Below are 18751 nucleotides of genomic sequence, written 5' to 3'. Positions count from 1 at the left end.
GATAAAAAGTGATAAATCCAAAAATTATCGACTATATTTTTTCAAGTGCATCTATTCAAAGATGGAATGATTATCCAAGAATGGTTGATTTAGTTGAACTTGATAAACAAGCTCATAAATTTATAATTGCTTATTTTATAGCAAAACTAGAAAATGATATAAACTTTACACATTTAATAGAAGCTGGTATTTTCGAATTTTTAAGACGAGTAGTCGTAACGGATATAAGACCAGATGTATTTAGAAAAGCTTTACAAAAAAAATCACAAGAGATTAATTCTTGGGTTATTTCAAAACTAAAACAATCTCTTGAAACTATTGATAATGGCGTATTTTTACAAAAATTTGAAGAATTTTTAAATAATCCAGATATTTATAAAAAAGAGAGATTTATACTTAAAGCTGCTTCATATCTTTCTACGAAATGGGAATTTTCAATTGTTTATCAAACAAGTCAGTTTTTAAGTGATATTGAAGATGTAAAAAAAAGTGTGGATGAAGAACTCGAAGATTATTATGAATTAATTGCTGTTAGGAAAATAGCTTTAAATAAAAAATTAGCAAAAATTGTTGATTTAAGTGGAAGATTAAGATTTCAAAAACGATGGGCACAAACTCCAAGAATTCCTGAAACTTCAGTTTTAGGACATATGCTTACAGTTGCAATATTTTCATATTTTTTCAGTCTTGAAGTAAAAGCTTGTGATAAAAGACTTCAAAATAACTTTTTTACAGCCCTATTCCACGATTTACCTGAAGCTTTAACAAGAGATATTATAAGTCCAGTAAAATATAGTGTGGATGAACTTTCTGATATTATTGCTGAATATGAAGTTGAAAAAATAAAAGATGATATTTTACCAAATATTCCAGAGAATATAAGAGATGAATTTTCTTACATTTTAGGTATATATGACGGAATAAAAGAAGAATTTGCAAATAAAATAAAAATAGATAATAAAATTGAAATAGTTGATGATATTTCAAAATATAATATAGATAAATATGAAGCTATTGATGGACTTGCTTTAAAACAATGCGATAAGCTATCTGCTTTTGTGGAAGCTAGTTTATCTATCTCTCATGGAATAAAATCAAAAGAGTTAATAAACGGAAAAAAAGAGATTTTAAAAAGTTTAAAAGAGATAAATGGAGTTGATTTCAAGCAAATCGCTTCAGAAATAGATAAAGAATTTGGAAGTAATGGACAAGTTCAAACTACTTTAGATTTTGATTAATATATCAAAGAGAGCTTTTAAAAGCTCTCCCATTCATCATCTTTACTACTATCTTTTATAGTTGTTGGTTTTTTTGAAGATTGTGGAGTTGATATTTTTTTTGTATTATTTACAATTTGAATATTTTTTGTATCTTCTCTTTTAGTTCCTATATCTTTTTCTTTAACCTCATTTTTTCCTATAAACTCTTTAGAATTTGCATCTTCTACTATTAATTTTGCTATATTATCATTTGATAAAGCAATATCATGAGCTTGAGATGCTACCATTGCATTTTGTTGTGTTTGTTGGTCTAGCTGATTTACTGCATCATTTATCTGTTCAATTCCAAGTAATTGTTCTTTTGAAGCATTTTGAATATCAGAAATCAAATTCATAGTTTGAGATATATTTTCATTTAATTGTTTATATCCTTCTATCATATTTGTAGCTATACCTTTACCTTCATTTGCTTTTGAAGTCGCAAGTTCAACAATATCTTTTATCTCTTTTGCTGCTTCTGCACTTCTTGAAGCTAGATTTCTTACTTCTTGAGCAACTACAGCGAATCCTTTTCCAGCTTCACCTGCTGTTGCTGCTTCTACAGCTGCATTTAATGAAAGAATATTTGTCTGAAATGCTATATTATCTATTACTCCAATTGCTTCGTGAACAAGCGTTACTTGTGTATTTATCTCATCCATTGCAATTGTTGTTTTATTTGCTAACTCTTCACCTAAACTTGCTGATTTTGTAACTCCACTTGAAAGATTTGACATTTTTGCAATACTTTCCGTATTATTTCTAATATTTGAAGTAATCTCTTCTAGTGCTGCTGCTGTTTCTTCCAAAGAAGCTGCTGCTTCATTTGAACTTAAATTCAATTTATCTACATTTGCCAAAAGTATCATAGAACTTTTATCTAAAGTTAAACCATTAGACTTGCTTTCTTGAAGCATAGAAGTTACAGAATCTCCTAAAGAGTTAATACCATTTGCTAATGATAAAAGCTGTTCTTTAATACCATTTGTTGGAACTCTTTTCATATAATCATACTTCGAATATTTTTCTAAAACATCTAAAATATTTTCAATATTTGTTTCTAAAACATTACCCATATTATTTATAACATTTTTAAGTTGAGTTAAAGCAGGATTTGATACTTCAGTATTTAATCTTTGACATAAATCTCCTTGTTCAAATTCACCTAAAACAGAAATTGTTTCATCTATTAATTTTCTATCTTCTTCTATACCTTTTCTTGTTTTAACTATATTTTCATTTACAACTTTACTCATAGCCCCAAATTCATCTTTTGCACTATCATCAAGTAATTCAGCAGTTGATTTTTCTCTATTTAAATATGCAAAAAATCCTAATAAACCATCTTTAAATTTTTCTATAGAGTTCACTACAACATTTGAAATAATCACAGAGATGATTATAAATAATATAACAGAAAGTACAATAACAGTTATTAACATACTATTCATAGTTGCATCAGCTTCGTCTCTTAATTCTATTCCTTTTTTAGATATTTGTGATGCTTTATTTTGTATTAACACACCCATTTCTGCCATTTGTGTTATTTTAAGTGCAACAGCTGGTTCTTCTTTTAAAATACCATTTTTATAATCACTAATTTTTTCTTTTGAATATGATAAAAATCCTTTTTCATAATCACTCAATAATGATAAAATTTCATTTGCTAATTTTATATTACTTGTATCAGTGTAACTAGCAGCTGCTTGTTTCATATTATTCTCAAGATATTTTATATCTTCAATTACAACTTTTTCTGTTTCTTGTGTCGATGTTCTCATAAATTGTAAAACAGAGAACCTAGTCTTAACCATATCTGAAACAAACTTCTCAGTAGCGATTGAAGCTGAATTTCTAGCTTCATATATACTAACATAGTATCTATATACAGTTATCATTACTCCAACTATTATTATAAATAATATAGGGAATAAAAACAATTTTTTCCTTGTGTCCAATTTGTTTAACATAATTTGCGTCCTTTTATATTTTAATTATTATGTAACTCATAATAAATACCTTAATCTTAATTTATATTTCTGATAACGATTTTAAAGATTTTAGCGGATAAATATTACAAAAAAACCACTAAATAAAAACTTATAAGTAGTTTGATATAATATGTTCTAATATAAGAAAAAGGAATAATATATGCAAATTATCATCGGTATTGCAATTTTTATCGTCATTATTACAGTAATACTTTTTAAAGTAAACGATAGATTTGAAAAGAGAGAATTCATAATTTTATTAATAATAATATTTTTAGTAACAATTGGAACAATTTTATATGAAAAATCAAAAGATAATTATTTACCAAACATATTTAAAGAGAAATATGAAAAAGATAAAGATATTAGAATAGAAAGCCTTAATTATGAACTTTTAAACAATAAAGTTGTAAGTTCAAAAGATAAATTCATATATAATTTCACATACCTAATAACAAAAGATGACAAAATCTTTTTGTGTACAATGAATAATGTAGAAATAAATAAAGTACAAAATCTTTTTGTATTTAAAAATTTTGCAAATTTAAAAGAAGAGTGTATTGAAAAATAACTCTTTTTTTTACGCAGGTTTAAAACTGCTTTTAGTTTTGCAAACTTGCGGAAAATAACACTTATCACACTCAGGTTTAACTGCTTTACAAATATATCTTCCAAATAAAACCATCGCTTGATGAAAAATATGTAAATCACCTTTTAATTTTTTTACTAAGTCAGCTTCAGTTAGAGTTACATTTTTAGCATCACTTAATCCCAATCTATGAGAAACTCTAAATACATGAGTATCAACAGCCATAACATTTGCACCTTCAAACTCTATCATAAAAACATTTGCTGTTTTATTTCCAACACCTGCAAGTTTCATCAATTCTTTTTGATTATGTGGAATATTTCCATCATAATTCATTATCACACTTTGTGCCATTTTTACAATATTTTGTGCTTTATTATTGAAAAAAGAGCAAGAATTAATGATTTTTTTAACATCATCCAAATTTGCAACTGATAACTCTTTTACACTTGGATATTTTTCAAATAATGCTGGAGTTATAATATTTACTCTTTTATCTGTACATTGCGCTGATAAAATAATAGCTATTAGTAGTTCATAATCATTTTTATAATTTAACTCTGTTACAGCATCACTATAATTTTCTAAAAATGCTTGTTTGATTATTTCTATATCTTGTTTTGTTGCTTTTTTCATCTTACATCTCTTTAATCTTAGCTATCTCATCTCTTAATCTTATTGCTTCTTCAAAGTTTAAATCTGATGCAGCTTTTTTCATCTGTTTATTTAGTTCTATTAAAATCTTTTTTCGCTCACTTGCAGGCATTTTTTCTAATTTTTGTTTTTTCCAAGCAACTGTATCATATTCTTCAAGTTTTAAATTTTCATCAAGTTTTCTTTTTGTTGATTTTGGAGTAATATTATGTACTTTATTAAACTCTTCTTGAAGTTCTCTTCTTCGATTTGTTTCATCAATAGCAAACTGCATAGAAGCTGTTATCTTTTGTGCAAATAAAATAACTCTTCCATTTTCATTTCTTGCAGCTCTTCCTATTGTTTGAATAAGAGAAGTTTTACTTCTTAAAAACCCTTCTTTATCTGCATCAAGTATTGCAACAAGTGAAGTTTCAGGAATATCCAAACCTTCTCTTAAAAGATTTATTCCTATAAGTACATCAAAAGTTCCAAGTCTTAACTCTCGAATGATTTGATTTCGCTCAATTGCATCTATTTCTGAGTGCATATATTTTACTTTTATTCCTAAATCTGCATAATAACTAGCTAACTCTTCTGCCATTTTTTTTGTCAAAACTGTAACTAAAACTCTTTCATTTTTTGCTATTGTTTTTTTAATCTCATCATGAAGTCTTTCAACTTGAAACTGGCTATCTATTATTTCTATAACAGGGTCAAGAAGTCCTGTTGGTCTTATTATTTGTTCTGCAACAACTGAACTTAGTTCTAGTTCTAACTCATTTGGTGTTGCACTTACAAATACATAATTTGGTGCTTTTTTTATAAACTCATCAAACATTAAAGGTCTATTATCTAAAGCGCTTGGAAGTCTAAATCCATATTCAACTAAAACTTCTTTTCTACTTCTATCAGCTGCGTGCATTCCTCTAAATTGTGGTAGCGAAACATGAGATTCATCAACTACAAGTAAAAAATCTTCACCCATTTGTTCAAAATAATCAAGCAATGAATATGGAGTTTCTCCAGGTTTTTGTCCTGTCAAATGTCTTGCATAGTTTTCTATTCCTTTACACATTCCAGTACCTTCAATCATCTCCAAATCAAATTCAACTCTTTGTTTTAGTCTTTGATGCTCAACTAATTTTTGCTCTTTTTGGAAAAATTCGAGTCTATCTTCAAGCTCTTCTTCTATTTGTTTTACAGCAGTTGCTAATTTGTCTTGCGTTACAACAAAAGGATTTACAGAATAAATAATTACTTCATTTAAGTCTTTTGTTTTTGTATTTGTAAGATATTCATGTTTTGTGATACTTTCAACCTCATCACCAAAAAATTCAACTCTTATAAACTCATCTTCAAAATAAGCTGGAAAAATATCTATAACATCTCCATTTACTCTAAAATCTGCTCGATCAAAGAATTTATCATTTCTTTTATAACCCATTTCTATTAGTTTTAGTAAAAATGTTTTTTGAGAATAGTTAAATCCAACTTCAACTCTTTGCACCATTGCTTTATATTCACTTGGATTTCCTAATCCATAGTTTGCTGAAACTGAAGCAATAACAATAACATCATCAAAAGATAAAAGTGAAGCAGTTGCACTAAGTCTAAGACGCTCTAATTCATCATTTATTGAACTGTCTTTTTCTATAAACAGATCGCTTCTTGGAATGTATGCTTCAGGTTGGTAATAGTCATAATAAGAGATAAAATATTCAACATGATTATTTGGGAAGAACTGCTTAAATTCACTATAAAGTTGAGCTGCTAAGGTTTTATTATGTGTCATAATAAGAGTTGGTTTTTGTACCTTTTCTATCACTTTTGCAATAGTATAAGTTTTTCCACTTCCTGTAACTCCTAATAGAGTGTTATATTGATTTCCAGCTTTTATTGAATTACTCAAAGCTTCTATTGCTTTTGGTTGATCTCCACTTGGACTATAATCACTTACTACTTTAAACTCTGACAAAATCTAATCCTTTAATTTTTCAATAAAAAATTTATTTTCTTTAAATCTCAAATAATCTTTTTGACAACATAAAGATGAAACATTGATATATTTTTGATTTCCAAAAACAAAAGTTTTACCTTGATGATAATGCCCTTCTATAATAACATCGCTATCATAATTTTTCACTCGTTTTTCTACAAGTTTCTCAAAATCTGAAATATTATGGCAAATATTTTTATTTAATAAAGCTTTTTCTAACTGTTTTGAAATAAAAAAGTTTATATCAATAAAATTCATAAATTTTAAAAATATACTGTTTCTTATGATTTTACAAAAAAGTTCATATTGCCAATTTATAAAATTATCTCCATGAGATAGTCCAACCTTTTCTTCTTGCATTTTTATAAAATAAGGTTGATTATTTCTATTTATTACTTTTATATTTGGAAAAAGCTTTTGTAAATTAAAATCATGATTTCCTTCTAAATAAACTATTTCTAAATTATCTGATAGTTTATTTAAAAGATTTATAACTTCCTCATTTTGTTTTATAAAATATTTACATTCACAAGATAAAAAATCAAAAATATCACCCATTAAAAAAAGCTGAGAAATATTTAACCCTTTATTTTCGACTCTTTTTAATAGATGTAAAAGTTCTTGATTTTTTTGATTGAAGTGTGAATCGGCTATAAAAATAGCCTCATCTTTTAAACTTATGTTCAAACTATAGCTCTAACTCTTTATAATATACTTTTAAAACTTCAAAAGTTTTTGTTCCACCTGGTAAATTTGCATTGAATTCATCTCCTTCAACTTTTCCCATAAGTTGTTTTGCTAAAGGAGAATTAAAAGATATAAAACCTTTTTCTACATTCGATTCAACTCCACCAACAATAGTATATGTAAATTCTTCATCGCTATCAACATCAACAAGATTTATAGTTGAACCAAAACTTACTCTATCATGAGGTAAATTAGATGGATCAACAATAACTGCTTTTGAAATAGTATCACTTAATTCAGCTATTTGAACATCTATTAATTTTAATTTTTCTTTTGCAGAATGATACTCTGCATTCTCTTTTAAATCACCTAACTGTCTAGCTTCATCTAAAGCAATTACAGTTTCAGGTCTTTCGGTACTTTTTAAAAAATCTAAATCTTGAGTAACTTTATTGTACCCCTTAAGTGTCATTGGCTCTTTATCCATAACCTCTCCAATAAATATTTTTGTGATATAATATCCAAAATTTAGTAAAAAAGAAGATTTAAAATGCAATATGATAGAACATTAAAGCTTTTTGGAGAAGAAGCATTTCAAAAATTTCAGAACACAAAGATAATACTTTTTGGTGTAGGTGGAATAGGAAGTTTTGCACTTGATGCACTATATAACACTGGAATTACAAATATCACAATAGTTGATTTCGATAAATATGAACCTTCAAATATGAATAGACAGTTGGGAAGCCATGGAAATATAGGGAAAGTCAAAGTTGATGTTCTAAAAGAAAAATACCCAAATGTAACACCTATTTGTGTAAAAGTAACTCCAGAATGGATCGATAACTTTGATTTTTCATCTTATGATTATATTTTAGATGCAATAGATGATGTAACTCCAAAGGTACATTTAATAAAAAAGCATTTTACAAAAATTATAAGTACAAGTGGAGGAGCAAAAAGAATTGATGCTACTAAGTTAGAATATAAATCAATTTGGGAAACATATAACGATAAATTTATAAAAAAAGTGAGAGAAGAACTTAAAAGGCAAGGTTTTAAAAAGAAATTTAAAGTAATTTTTTCATCAGAACTTCCATTATGTGTAGAAAAAGGTAGTTTCGAAGGAGTTACGGCTTCTTTTGGTCTAATGATGGCTTCAATTACTATTCAAAAAATAATAAAAAAATTAAATTTAGTTAAAGATAGTCAAAGTTAAAACGATATATAATAATTTACTTTACACAAAAAAAGGATTTACATGAGCGGTATTGGTGGTAGTGTTGAGCAAATGACACAAGGACATTTAAGAAATGTTCAGCAGTTAGCAGTATTTTACACTGGTCATAATAATATTTATGCAATAAATATTGCAAAAGTTAAAGCTTTCATAATAACAGAAGAGGTTGCTATAAATGATACTCCTAAAGATACAAATATAATATCTGGTATTGCAACAATTAGAGGAGAACCTGTAACATTAGTAAATCTTGATGCTTGGCTTGGTCTTAAACCTCTTGAAACGAATGAGTATAAACTAATAATATTTTGTGAATTCAACCACAAAAAAATAGGCTTTTTAGTAAAAGATATGCTTGATATTGTTGAAAAAACTACTCAAGAATTAAGAAATACTGAAGAGACAAATTCAAAAATAACTTATACAACGTATGTAAAAGTTAATAATAAAGATGAATTATGTACAGTATTCAATGCTGAACAGCTTTTAAGAGATATTAAATGGACAAATGATGGAGATGATGATGTTAAAAAATATGTTGAAGAAAAAATATCATCTTCTAAAAAAATTTTAGCAGCTGAAGATTCAGCAGTTGCAAGAGAAGTTTTAACAAAATTCTTCCAACAAGCTGGAGCAAATTTTGAAATATATCAAAATGGTGGATTACTTCTTAATAGATTAGAAGAGTTAGAACCAAGCGATGTGGGACTTGTTTTAACAGATATTGAAATGCCTGGAACAGATGGATATCAAGTTGCTTCTTTTATAAAAAATAGTACAAAATATTCTCACATTCCTGTAGTTGTAAACTCATCAATGACAACTGATGCTGTAAAAGGAAAAATGGATAAAATAGGAATAGATGGTTTTGTAGGGAAAACTGATATTCACTCTTTATACGATATTACACGAAGACTTCTTCTTAAATAATAAAAAGCTAAGAAATTAGCTTTTTATTAAATAGTTTGTAACCAATTTTTTATATTCTCAATTTGTATTTGTGTTTGATATGTTGATGTTCCCCCAAAAGAGTTTCTACTATTCATAGAATTTTTTAAATTTAAATATGAAACTATTTCTTCATTTATATTCTTCAATTCATCATTTGAACTTCTTATTTCATCTATATTTAATTCACTAATATCTTTATTTAAGCTATTTGCTTTTGATACAACATCTTTTGTAAGATAATAAGCTGTACGAAATGGCATATTTTGTTTTTGTACTAAATAATCAGCTAAATCAGTTGCTGTTAAATGCCCTATTTTACAAGCTTTTTCCATTTTATCCACATTAACTATCATAGTTTTTATAACTTCATTTAAAATAGAAATTGAAATTTCAATAGTTTTAACTGAATCAAAAACCCCTTCTTTATCTTCTTGTGTATCTTTATTATAAGCTAATGGTAAACCTTTCATAACCGTTAAAAGTGATATTAAATTTCCATAAACTCTTCCAGTTTTTCCACGTAAAAGTTCAGGAACATCAGGGTTTTTCTTTTGTGGCATAATTGAGCTTGTAGTTGCATATTCATCACTCATTCTTACAAATTGAAACTCATAAGACGACCATAAAATAAGCTCTTCTGAAATTCTACTTATATGCATCATTGTCGTAGATATATTGAATAATAACTCCAAAGCAAAATCTCTATTTGAAACACTATCCATAGCATTTTGAGTTGGAGCAGTAAAACCTAAAAATTCAGCTGTTTTAAATCTATCAATATTATGTGGAGTTCCTGCAAGAGCTGCACTTCCCAAAGGAGAATAATTGTTTCTTTCATAAGAAGAAGAAAATCTCTCAAAATCTCTTTTAAACATATTTGCATAAGCCATCATATGATATCCAAAATTTATAGGTTGAGCATGTTGCAAATGCGTCATTCCTGGCATCAAAGTTGTTGTATGTTTTGAAGAAATATCTAAAAAAGTTGATATTAAATCTTTTATTTGATTTTGAATAGATTTTGTTTTTTCTTGTACATAAAGACTAAAATCTGTACAAACTTGGTCATTTCTACTTCTTGCAGTATGCAATTTTTTACCTGCTTCTCCTATAATTTCAGTTAGCCTATTTTCAACTGCCATATGAATGTCTTCATACTTTAAAGAAAATTTAAACTCTCCATTTTCAATCTCTAATTTTACTTTTAAAAGACCTTCTTCTATTTGTTGTTGTTCATCAAAACTTATAATTCCTTGAAAAGCTAACATTTTAGAGTGTGCAATAGAACCTTTTATATCTTGTGAATATAGCTCTTTATCAAACATTATCGAAGCATTAAACTCATCTAATATCTTAGCATTTGTATTTTTTAAAATTTGATTATTTTCTTTTGACATTTATTCTTTCCTATAAAATTATTAAGTTCTTATTATATCATAAGTGCTATAATACTACGTTATTATATAAATTATTGAGAATAATATGAAAGATATAAAAGAAATTACAAAGAATACTCTATCTAGTTTAAAAGACAAAAGACTTCCTGCTACCCCTGAAAACTACTTTTTAGAGTTTGTAGCTCAAGCTAAACTTTTAAATAACCAATTTGATGATATTAAAATATTAAATGATGCTTTAAAAAGCTTAACGAATGATGAGAAAAAAATATTAAATAATGAATCTATTTTTCAAATTATAAAAATCTTATCGAAAAGAGCTACAAATGATGAATTAAAATCTTTGATTAGTACTTTTAGCGAGTTATTAGCACCATCTATCAATTTTGAACTCAAAGAAGATATAGAAGACTTTATTTTAGTTTTATTAAAAAACCCAAAAAATATTACAACTAGAGAGTCTATAAATAAAATTAAAGAATTTGCACAAAAAAGAATTGATGCTGATAGAAGAGTTTTAAAAGAAAAAACAAATGATATAATAAAGCTAACATCTTTAATGAGTAGATACTATGATAAAACACTTTCAGATAGTGATAGTTCTAATGAAGAGATTCAAAAAATAAAAGATGATTTAGTAAAATTAGAAATATCTGATTACTCAAAAAGAGAACTTATAATTGTTCAAAAAAAACTAATAGACACTATTTATAGACTAGAAAACTCTCTTCAAGAAAATAATAGAATTTTATCTACAAATATAGACAAATTTAAACTTTTACATAAACAAATAGAGGAATTAGAAAAAGAACTTAAAGTTGCAAAAGAAGAATATCATTTTGATTTTTTAACTGGGATTTTAAATAGAAGAGCATATGATAATGAAGCAAAAAAAATGGAAAAACAGTATTTTATTTTTGATACAAACTTTGCAGTTGTCTTTTTTGATATAGATCACTTTAAAAAAATAAACGATAATTTTGGACATATTTGTGGAGATGAAATACTAAAATCTTTTGCAATTATTTTAAAGGATCTTACAAGAAAAGAAGATGTTGTTGCACGATATGGAGGAGAAGAGTTTGTTGCACTTATTAATTTTAGAGATAAAATAGAAGTTAAAAGATACATAAAAAGGGTTAAAAATACTTTTTTAAATAGTACCTTTATATATAAAGACTACAAAATAAATATTACTTTTTCTGCAGGTGTTACATTTAGAAATAACTATAATTCAATAGAAGAAGCTCATAATAAGGCTGATGAATTACTTTATCAAGCAAAAAAAGCTGGTAGAGATAAAACTATATTTGATTCAGGAGAGATAGTTTAAAACTATCTAACTCCAAAGTTGAAGTTTTGGTAAGTTTGCAACTGCTTTTAAAATATCTGTTTTTGATACAATTCCAACTAAAATATCATTTTCATCAACAATTGGAATAGCATCTATTTTTAAATCCAGCATTATTTTCACAACATGCCTTACATCAGATTCTGGATCTGCTGTTAAAACTTCAGGTAGATAAACATCTTCTATTTTTCTTTTTAATATATCATCTATTTCATCAATATTATTCATAATTAGAGATAATATAATCTTTTTATTTACAATACCTATAATTTTTTTTCCAAAAGCTGTAATTGGAATTTGAGAAACACCCTTATCTTTTATAAAATAGTACAACTCTTCAATAGTAAAGTTTGTAGTTGCATAAATAACATCTTTTGTCATAATATCTTTGATTTTATAAACCGGTTCTAAATTATCAAGAGAAGCTATTTTTTTGTAAGAATTTAAAAATTCATTTTTTTGATCTTTATTTAATTCACTAGAAAAATCTTGTATTAAGCCCTCTTTTGGCTCAAATCTAACACTTTCAGCTTCATCAATATTCTTTAATTCATATAAATTATCTGTTGTACTTCTAAAGCCTACTGTTCCATTATTATAAATAGCAAACATAAAAATAACCTCTTTTTATTTATTGTACCAAAATAATTTCAAAAAAGCCTCTTTATATAGGTAAAACTCTTAAATCTACGAATACTTTATCCTGTAAAATTGACTCGATAGCATAAAGTGTTCCCATACTTCCCGAACTACAGCCACTACATGCACCTAAATACCTAATATACAAATCATAATGTGGTTTTGATTCAACTAAATCTAAAATTTCCATATTTCCACCATCCATAACAAGCATAGGTCGTACATCTTCATCTAAAACTTCATCAATAAGTTTTAACTTTTCTTCTTTTGATAAGCTTTCAAAATCAATTTGGCTTCTCTCTTGTTCTTTTTGTTTTTGTTCATCTATCTCTTTTCTAGTATATTCCAATATATCAGTTAAATATATCTCTTTCTCCTCTAATCCACCTTCTTTTTGACAGGATTTACAAAAGATTCCTGCTTTTGTTATTTGTCCTATATCTTCAATAGTTTTTAAATCAAATTGTTTTATAGCACTTTTAATATCTCCTAAATTAACTCTAGCACACTCACAAACCAAATAATCATCATCAAAAGAACTAACATCAACTTCTGTATAAGATAGTGCAACTTTTTTAATAACTACAAAATTTAAAGTTTTATCATATAACTCTTGAATATTCATTGCAGGAATTTCTGGTCTATCTCTTAGAGCAAACTCTACATCTGTTTTTGTAATCTTTGAAGCTTTTTCAACTGTTTTTCCAATACACAATTCAGTCATCATATCATTTAAAGCAATGATAATTCCACTCCCAAAAGATTGAAATTTAGCATCCATAATAATATTACTTTGTTTATCAACAGCCCAATAAAGCCTTATGCTATCTCCAGCATTTGACTCATAATCTGAACTTAATAATTTTAAATTAAACTCTTTTGCTTTCTCTTTTGTAATTAAACCTAAATTTTTTGGTTCATCAATTCTTTCTAAAATTTTACTTGAATACTCTTTTTTATCATTTTCTTTCATTAATCTTCCATTATATAATATATATTTTTTGTATTTTATTCAATATAGGATAAAATTTATCTTAATTATAAACTCCCTTTAAATAGGAGTTGTTTCTATATTTGCATAGCAATAAAATCGCTTTAGTTGTATTTATGCCTTTACATTATATACTTATTTTGATATTATTCAAACAGGATAAATTCTGTCCTATTTAAAATCAAATAAATTTTACGGAGAAGTCATGAGTGATAATCAGCAAATACATGACATTTTAAACAAAGATTACAAACTTGGATTTGAAACTTTAGTTCAAAGTGATACTTTTGAAAAAGGTTTAAATGAAGATGTTATAAGAGCAATAAGTGCAAAAAAAGAAGAACCACAATGGCTTTTAGAATTTAGATTAAAAGCATATAAAAAATGGCTAACTATGGAAGAACCAACTTGGACAAATCTTAAGTTTCCTAAAATAGATTACCAAGATTATGCATATTTTTCAGCACCTAAAAAAGCTTTAAACTCTTTAGATGAAGTTGATCCAGAAATATTAAAAACTTATGAAAAATTAGGAATTCCACTAGAAGAACAAAAAATGTTAGCTGGTGTTGCAGTAGATGCAGTATTTGATTCAGTTTCAGTAAAAACAACTTATCAAGAAGAGCTTGAAAAATTAGGAATTATATTTTGCTCTATAAGTGAAGCTGCACATAGATTTCCAGATTTAGTAAAGACTTATTTATCAAGTGTTGTTCCTGTTTCAGATAACTATTTTACCTGTTTAAATAGTGCAGTTTTTACAGATGGAAGTTTTGTATATATTCCACCACATACTAGATGTCCAATGGAACTTTCAACTTATTTTAGAATAAACGCTTTAAATACAGGTCAATTTGAAAGAACATTAATAATCTGTGATGAAGGAAGTTATGTTTCATATAATGAGGGTTGTTCTGCACCTTCAAGAGATGAACGACAACTTCATGCAGCTGTTGTTGAATTATGTGCATTGAAAGATGGTCATATAAAATACTCTACTATTCAAAACTGGTTTCCAGGAGATGAAGATGGTAAAGGTGGAATTTTAAACTTCGTAACAAAAAGAGGTTTATGTAAAGGTGATAACTCTAAAATATCTTGGACACAAGTAGAAACTGGTTCAAGTATAACTTGGAAATATCCATCTTGTGTGCTTCAAGGAGATAATAGTGTAGGAGAATTCTACTCTGTTGCTATTACTTCAAAAGCTCAACAAGCTGATACTGGTACAAAAATGATACATCTTGGTAAAAATACAAAATCAACAATCATATCAAAAGGTATTTCAGCTATGAAAGGTATAAATGCTTATCGTGGTTTGGTAAGAGTTGGTAAAAATGCTCATAATGCAAGAAATATTTCTGAATGTGATTCACTTTTAATAGGACATAAATGTCAAGCACATACTTATCCATATCATGAGATAAGAAATAGTAGTGCAAATATAGAGCATGAAGCAACAACTTCAAAAATTTCAGATGAACAACTATTTTACTTAAATCAAAGAGGAATTGATGAAGAAGATGCAATAGCTATGATTGTAAATGGTTTTTGTAAAGAGGTTTTAAAAGAGTTACCAATGGAGTTTGCAGCTGAAGCAAAAGAGTTATTAAATATTTCATTAGAAGGAAGTGTAGGTTAATTATGAGTAATAGTTTATTAAAAATTGAAGATTTAAAAGTTAGTATAAATGATAATAATATTTTAAAAGGTTTAAACTTAGATATAAAACCAGGAGAAGTTCATGCTTTAATGGGAGTAAATGGTGCAGGTAAATCTACTTTAGTTAAAACTTTAGCAGCTCATTATGACTGTGAAGTAACAGGTGGAAAAATAACATTTAAAAATAAAGATTTATTGCAAATGGATGTTTCAACAAGAGCAAATGAAGGTATTTTTATGAGTTTCCAAAGTCCTGTTGAAGTTGCTGGAGTAAATAATAGCTACTTTTTAAGAACAGCAATAAATGCAAAAAGAGCCTATGAAGGAAAAGAAGAACTAGATGCGATGCAATTTTTAAAACTAGTAAAAGAAGAGACTTCAAAATTTGATATAGATAGAAAACTTTTACAAAGAGATTTAAATGATGGGTTTAGTGGTGGAGAAAAAAAAAGAAATGAATTAATCCAACTTTTAATGCTACAACCTGATTTAATAATGCTTGATGAAATAGATAGTGGACTAGATGTAGATGCAATAAAAATCGTAGCAAATGTAATAAACTCTATGCTTGATGGTAAAAAATCTATTTTAATGATTACTCACTATGATAGACTTTTAGAACTTATAAAACCTGATTTTGTACATATTTTGAGTGATGGAAAGATTGCTAAAACTGGAGATTATAGTTTAGCTTTAGAACTAGATGAGAAAGGTTTTGAGGCATTAGGAATAAATAATGCAAGTAATTAATTTTCAAGATTTAAAACTACCACAAAAAAAAGATGAAGAGTTTTTAAAAATAGATTTTTCTTATCTTTTTTCTTATGATTTTAAAAGTGTTAAAACTTCAAATTTTAGCCTTGATTTAAAATCACAAAAAGATGAAAATTCTTATGATAGTATTTTATTTGATGTAACAAAAAATTTGGACAGTAATCAAAAAATTTTAACAATAAGTGAAGATACAAAAGAACCAATTATTCTAATTCATACTTTAAATGAGAGTGAAATAGCATTTACAAACTCTTTAAAAATCGAAGTTAAAGATGGAGTTAAAGCACAAATTATAGAAGTTTTTAACTCAAACTCTACAAACTCTGCATTTTTTGTAAATAGATTTTTAGATTTAGGAAAAAATGCAAACTTAGAGTATGTAAAAGTTCAAGATATAGTTTTAGAAAACTCTATAATATTCTCTTTAAAAACTTCACAAGATGATAAATCAAATTTAGAGATCACAAATTTTGAATTTGGAGATGGTTTTGTGGTAAATAATTTTGAAAACAATGTAAATTCACAAGAGATAAACTATGAATTAAATGGTTTACTAAAACTAAAAGACAAAGCAAACTCTTCAACTTTGGTAAAAACTGTACACAATAACAAAAGTTCAAGAAGTAATATAAACTATAAAAATAGCCTAAAAGACAACTCAAGAGCAGTTGTAAAAATAAAATCTATAGTAAATCAAGAAGCACTTTATTCAAAAGCTTTTCAAAATTGTAACTCTATTTTATTAAGTGATGATGCTACAATTTTTGCTCAACCGCATTTAGAAATATATATTGATGAACTTGAAGCTAGCCACGGTACAACAACTGGTACACTAAATAAAGAACAACTTTTATATCTAACTGCTCGAGGTATTCCAAAAGACAAAGCTTATGATATGCTTTTAGTTGCTTTTGAAAGTTCTATTAGAAATAATTTGAAAAATGAAAAAATAAAAGAATTTATTGATAATTATAAAAGAGAAAAATATGTATAAAAAAGATTTTCCATATTTTCAAAACTCAAAAACTGTATATTTAGACAATGGAGCAACAACTCAAAAACCACAAAGTGTTGTTGATGCAACGGTTGATTATTATACAAAATACTGTTCAAATACTCATAGAAGTGGATTTGGAGATGCTGCAACGGCTACAACAGAGTTTGAAAATACGAGAATTGCTTTACAAAAATTTATAAATGCAAATAAAAAAGAAGAGATAATTTTTACAAAAGGTGTTACTGAAAGTATAAATTTTATAGCTTTATCTTTTGCAATAAATTTTAAAACTGTTATTATCTCAAGTTTAGAACACCATGCAAATATTGTGCCTTGGCATATGCAAGGTAGATTAAAAGGTTCAGGACTTGAAGTTGTAAATTGTAACTCTAATTTGGATTTTGATTTTAAACATTTTGAAGAAATTTTAAAACAAAATCCTAATTCATTTGTGAGTATTGCTCATGTTACAAATGCTTTTGGAAAAGTTCACGATATAAAAAGAATTATATCTTTAGCACACTCTTATGATTGTGTAGTTATGGTAGATGGAGCACAAAGTTTAAGCAGTTTTAAAATAGATGTTCAAAAACTTGATTGTGATTTTTTTGTTATTTCAGGGCATAAAACTTTTGGTCCAACAGGAGTTGGAGCAATATATATAAAAGATAAATTTTTAGATATTGTAGAACCTTATCAAACAGGTGGAGCAACTATACATACAGTTGATTTTGAAAAAGGAACTACTTTTTTAAACTCTCCTTATAAATTTGAAGCAGGAACTCAAAATATTGCGGGAGTTATAGCTTTTAAAGAGTCTTTAAAATATATAGAAAATATTGGTTATGAAACTATACAAACAAGAAAAAATGAACTTTTAAAATATCTTGATGATGAACTAAAAAAACTTCCTGATATAATTTTTTACAATGATATAAAAGATTGTAGTGGAACAAGAAGTTTCAATTTTACTGGAATAGTTCATGATGATATATCTATTTTACTTGATAAAATGAAAGTTGCAGTAAGGGTTGGTCATCATTGTGCAATGCCAATTATGAATAAATTGAATATAAAAGGTACTATAAGAGTAAGTTTAGCTTTTTATAATGATTTTGAAGATATTGATAAGTTGATAATTGCACTTAAAAGAGCACTTTCTATGTTAAAGGATTAGGATGAGTATAAAACAAAGAGTAGAAAATATAAAAGATGATTTAGATTTTTTTGATGATGAGTTAGCAAAATATGAATATATTATTGATTTAGGTAAAAAACTTCCTGTCTTTGATGAAGTAAATAAAACTCCAGAAAATATAGTTCATGGATGTACTTCTCAAGTTTGGTTAATATGTGAGAAAAAAAATGATAAACTATTTTTTTATGGCACAAGTGATGCAATTATTGTAAAAGGATTGGTATATATTATCTTAGATATTTTTTCAAATTCTACAATCCAAGAGTTAAAAGAAGTTGATATGGATATCATAAGAGAGCTTGAATTAAGTGAAGTTATAACTCCAAATAGACAAAGTGGAGTTATAGGTATGATAAAAAAAATAAAAGAGTATGCGTTAAACGCTTAAAGGAA

17 protein-coding genes and 1 pseudogene are annotated in these 18751 nt (G+C 26.7%); 10 read left to right on the top strand and 8 right to left on the bottom strand.

Translation table 11 applies throughout. The features are described 5' to 3' along the window. Positions 1–8: 8 nt before the first annotated feature. Positions 9–1238 (top strand): HD domain-containing protein, encoded by a 1230-nt coding sequence (locus CRU91_RS03100; RefSeq protein ID WP_113893291.1) that lies wholly within the window; start codon positions 9–11, stop codon positions 1236–1238. Positions 1239–1255: 17 nt separating this feature from the next. Here CRU91_RS03100 and CRU91_RS12550 read toward each other — a convergent pair. Further along, positions 1256–1984: pseudogene (locus CRU91_RS12550) on the bottom strand (methyl-accepting chemotaxis protein); the annotation flags it as partial. Positions 1985–3410: 1426 nt separating this feature from the next. Between CRU91_RS12550 and CRU91_RS03090 the strand changes: the two are divergent. Further along, positions 3411–3821: a hypothetical protein gene (locus CRU91_RS03090; protein ID WP_113893287.1), complete on the top strand. Its 411-nt coding sequence runs from the start codon at positions 3411–3413 to the stop codon at positions 3819–3821. 9 nt (positions 3822–3830) lie between these two features. Here the strand turns inward: CRU91_RS03090 and nth are convergent, their stop codons facing one another. Genes nth through greA form a run of 4 tightly spaced genes read right to left on the bottom strand, consistent with a single transcriptional unit; the run spans position 3831 to position 7645 of the window. Next, complete coding sequence (gene nth / locus CRU91_RS03085) at positions 3831–4475, bottom strand: endonuclease III (protein ID WP_113893285.1); 645 nt, start codon at positions 4473–4475, stop codon at positions 3831–3833. A gap of 1 nt (position 4476) precedes the next feature. Then, a complete protein-coding gene (uvrB, locus tag CRU91_RS03080) occupies positions 4477–6450 on the bottom strand; it encodes an excinuclease ABC subunit UvrB (protein ID WP_113893283.1) in 1974 nt (657 codons plus the stop codon). Positions 6451–6453: 3 nt separating this feature from the next. Next, positions 6454–7158, bottom strand: coding sequence for a UDP-2,3-diacylglucosamine diphosphatase (locus CRU91_RS03075; protein ID WP_113893282.1), 705 nt, complete (start codon positions 7156–7158; stop codon positions 6454–6456). A gap of 1 nt (position 7159) precedes the next feature. Continuing rightward, positions 7160–7645, bottom strand: coding sequence for a transcription elongation factor GreA (greA, locus tag CRU91_RS03070; protein ID WP_113893471.1), 486 nt, complete (start codon positions 7643–7645; stop codon positions 7160–7162). 63 nt (positions 7646–7708) lie between these two features. Here greA and CRU91_RS03065 point away from each other — a divergent pair, with 63 nt between their 5' ends. Together CRU91_RS03065 and CRU91_RS03060 are read left to right on the top strand one after the other, a co-directional pair. Further along, positions 7709–8377 (top strand): tRNA threonylcarbamoyladenosine dehydratase, encoded by a 669-nt coding sequence (locus CRU91_RS03065; protein ID WP_113893279.1) that lies wholly within the window; start codon positions 7709–7711, stop codon positions 8375–8377. A gap of 42 nt (positions 8378–8419) precedes the next feature. Continuing rightward, complete coding sequence (locus tag CRU91_RS03060) at positions 8420–9328, top strand: chemotaxis protein CheV (RefSeq protein WP_113893277.1); 909 nt, start codon at positions 8420–8422, stop codon at positions 9326–9328. 26 nt (positions 9329–9354) lie between these two features. Here the strand turns inward: CRU91_RS03060 and argH are convergent, their stop codons facing one another. Then, positions 9355–10746, bottom strand: coding sequence for an argininosuccinate lyase (gene argH / locus CRU91_RS03055; RefSeq protein WP_113893275.1), 1392 nt, complete (start codon positions 10744–10746; stop codon positions 9355–9357). A gap of 85 nt (positions 10747–10831) precedes the next feature. Here argH and CRU91_RS03050 point away from each other — a divergent pair, with 85 nt between their 5' ends. Continuing rightward, positions 10832–12079, top strand: coding sequence for a GGDEF domain-containing protein (locus CRU91_RS03050; RefSeq protein ID WP_113893274.1), 1248 nt, complete (start codon positions 10832–10834; stop codon positions 12077–12079). Between the two features lie 6 nt (positions 12080–12085). Here CRU91_RS03050 and CRU91_RS03045 read toward each other — a convergent pair whose 3' ends face one another. Together CRU91_RS03045 and CRU91_RS03040 are read right to left on the bottom strand one after the other, a co-directional pair. Next, the gene (locus tag CRU91_RS03045; protein ID WP_113893272.1) at positions 12086–12709 is read right to left on the bottom strand and encodes a CBS domain-containing protein; all 624 of its coding nucleotides are present in this window, start codon (positions 12707–12709) and stop codon (positions 12086–12088) included. Positions 12710–12761: 52 nt separating this feature from the next. Further along, a complete protein-coding gene (locus tag CRU91_RS03040) occupies positions 12762–13709 on the bottom strand; it encodes an iron-sulfur cluster assembly scaffold protein (RefSeq protein ID WP_113893270.1) in 948 nt (315 codons plus the stop codon). Positions 13710–13932: 223 nt separating this feature from the next. On the opposite strand from CRU91_RS03040, the gene sufB reads away from it, so the two are divergent. The 5 genes from sufB to CRU91_RS03015 are packed head-to-tail and all read left to right on the top strand — an operon-like array spanning position 13933 to position 18746. Beyond that, positions 13933–15369, top strand: a complete 1437-nt coding sequence (gene sufB / locus CRU91_RS03035; RefSeq protein ID WP_113893268.1) for a Fe-S cluster assembly protein SufB — start codon at positions 13933–13935, stop codon at positions 15367–15369. Positions 15370–15371: 2 nt separating this feature from the next. After that, the gene (sufC, locus tag CRU91_RS03030) at positions 15372–16139 is read left to right on the top strand and encodes a Fe-S cluster assembly ATPase SufC (protein ID WP_113893266.1); all 768 of its coding nucleotides are present in this window, start codon (positions 15372–15374) and stop codon (positions 16137–16139) included. Next, the gene (locus CRU91_RS03025; protein ID WP_113893264.1) at positions 16126–17157 is read left to right on the top strand and encodes a SufD family Fe-S cluster assembly protein; all 1032 of its coding nucleotides are present in this window, start codon (positions 16126–16128) and stop codon (positions 17155–17157) included. Before sufC ends, CRU91_RS03025 begins: the two co-directional genes overlap by 14 nt. Next, complete coding sequence (locus CRU91_RS03020) at positions 17150–18337, top strand: aminotransferase class V-fold PLP-dependent enzyme (RefSeq protein ID WP_113893470.1); 1188 nt, start codon at positions 17150–17152, stop codon at positions 18335–18337. The genes CRU91_RS03025 and CRU91_RS03020 overlap by 8 nt, the downstream gene beginning before the upstream one ends. Before the next feature lies 1 nt (position 18338). Further along, positions 18339–18746 (top strand): SufE family protein, encoded by a 408-nt coding sequence (locus CRU91_RS03015; RefSeq protein WP_113893262.1) that lies wholly within the window; start codon positions 18339–18341, stop codon positions 18744–18746. Positions 18747–18751: the final 5 nt, after the last annotated feature.

The sequence above is a fragment of the Aliarcobacter vitoriensis genome (assembly GCF_003316695.1).
Classification (GTDB): Bacteria; Campylobacterota; Campylobacteria; order Campylobacterales; family Arcobacteraceae; genus Aliarcobacter; species Aliarcobacter vitoriensis.
Note: the sequence above shows the minus strand (reverse complement) of the source record. Positions and strands in the feature narration are given on the sequence as shown.

Bases quoted from the DNA above. Each gene is read 5' to 3' on its own strand.
- CRU91_RS03020 (WP_113893470.1), top strand. From the start codon at position 17,150: ATGTATAAAAAAGATTTTCCATATTTTCAAAACTCAAAAACTGTATAT.
- greA (WP_113893471.1), bottom strand. From the start codon at position 7,645: ATGGATAAAGAGCCAATGACACTTAAGGGGTACAATAAAGTTACTCAA.
- CRU91_RS03060 (WP_113893277.1), top strand. From the start codon at position 8,420: ATGAGCGGTATTGGTGGTAGTGTTGAGCAAATGACACAAGGACATTTA.
- CRU91_RS03040 (WP_113893270.1), bottom strand. From the start codon at position 13,709: ATGAAAGAAAATGATAAAAAAGAGTATTCAAGTAAAATTTTAGAAAGA.
- CRU91_RS03050 (WP_113893274.1), top strand. From the start codon at position 10,832: ATGAAAGATATAAAAGAAATTACAAAGAATACTCTATCTAGTTTAAAA.
- CRU91_RS03015 (WP_113893262.1), top strand. From the start codon at position 18,339: ATGAGTATAAAACAAAGAGTAGAAAATATAAAAGATGATTTAGATTTT.
- nth (WP_113893285.1), bottom strand. From the start codon at position 4,475: ATGAAAAAAGCAACAAAACAAGATATAGAAATAATCAAACAAGCATTT.
- argH (WP_113893275.1), bottom strand. From the start codon at position 10,746: ATGTCAAAAGAAAATAATCAAATTTTAAAAAATACAAATGCTAAGATA.
- CRU91_RS03025 (WP_113893264.1), top strand. From the start codon at position 16,126: ATGCAAGTAATTAATTTTCAAGATTTAAAACTACCACAAAAAAAAGAT.
- sufB (WP_113893268.1), top strand. From the start codon at position 13,933: ATGAGTGATAATCAGCAAATACATGACATTTTAAACAAAGATTACAAA.
- sufC (WP_113893266.1), top strand. From the start codon at position 15,372: ATGAGTAATAGTTTATTAAAAATTGAAGATTTAAAAGTTAGTATAAAT.
- CRU91_RS03045 (WP_113893272.1), bottom strand. From the start codon at position 12,709: ATGTTTGCTATTTATAATAATGGAACAGTAGGCTTTAGAAGTACAACA.
- CRU91_RS03065 (WP_113893279.1), top strand. From the start codon at position 7,709: ATGCAATATGATAGAACATTAAAGCTTTTTGGAGAAGAAGCATTTCAA.
- CRU91_RS03090 (WP_113893287.1), top strand. From the start codon at position 3,411: ATGCAAATTATCATCGGTATTGCAATTTTTATCGTCATTATTACAGTA.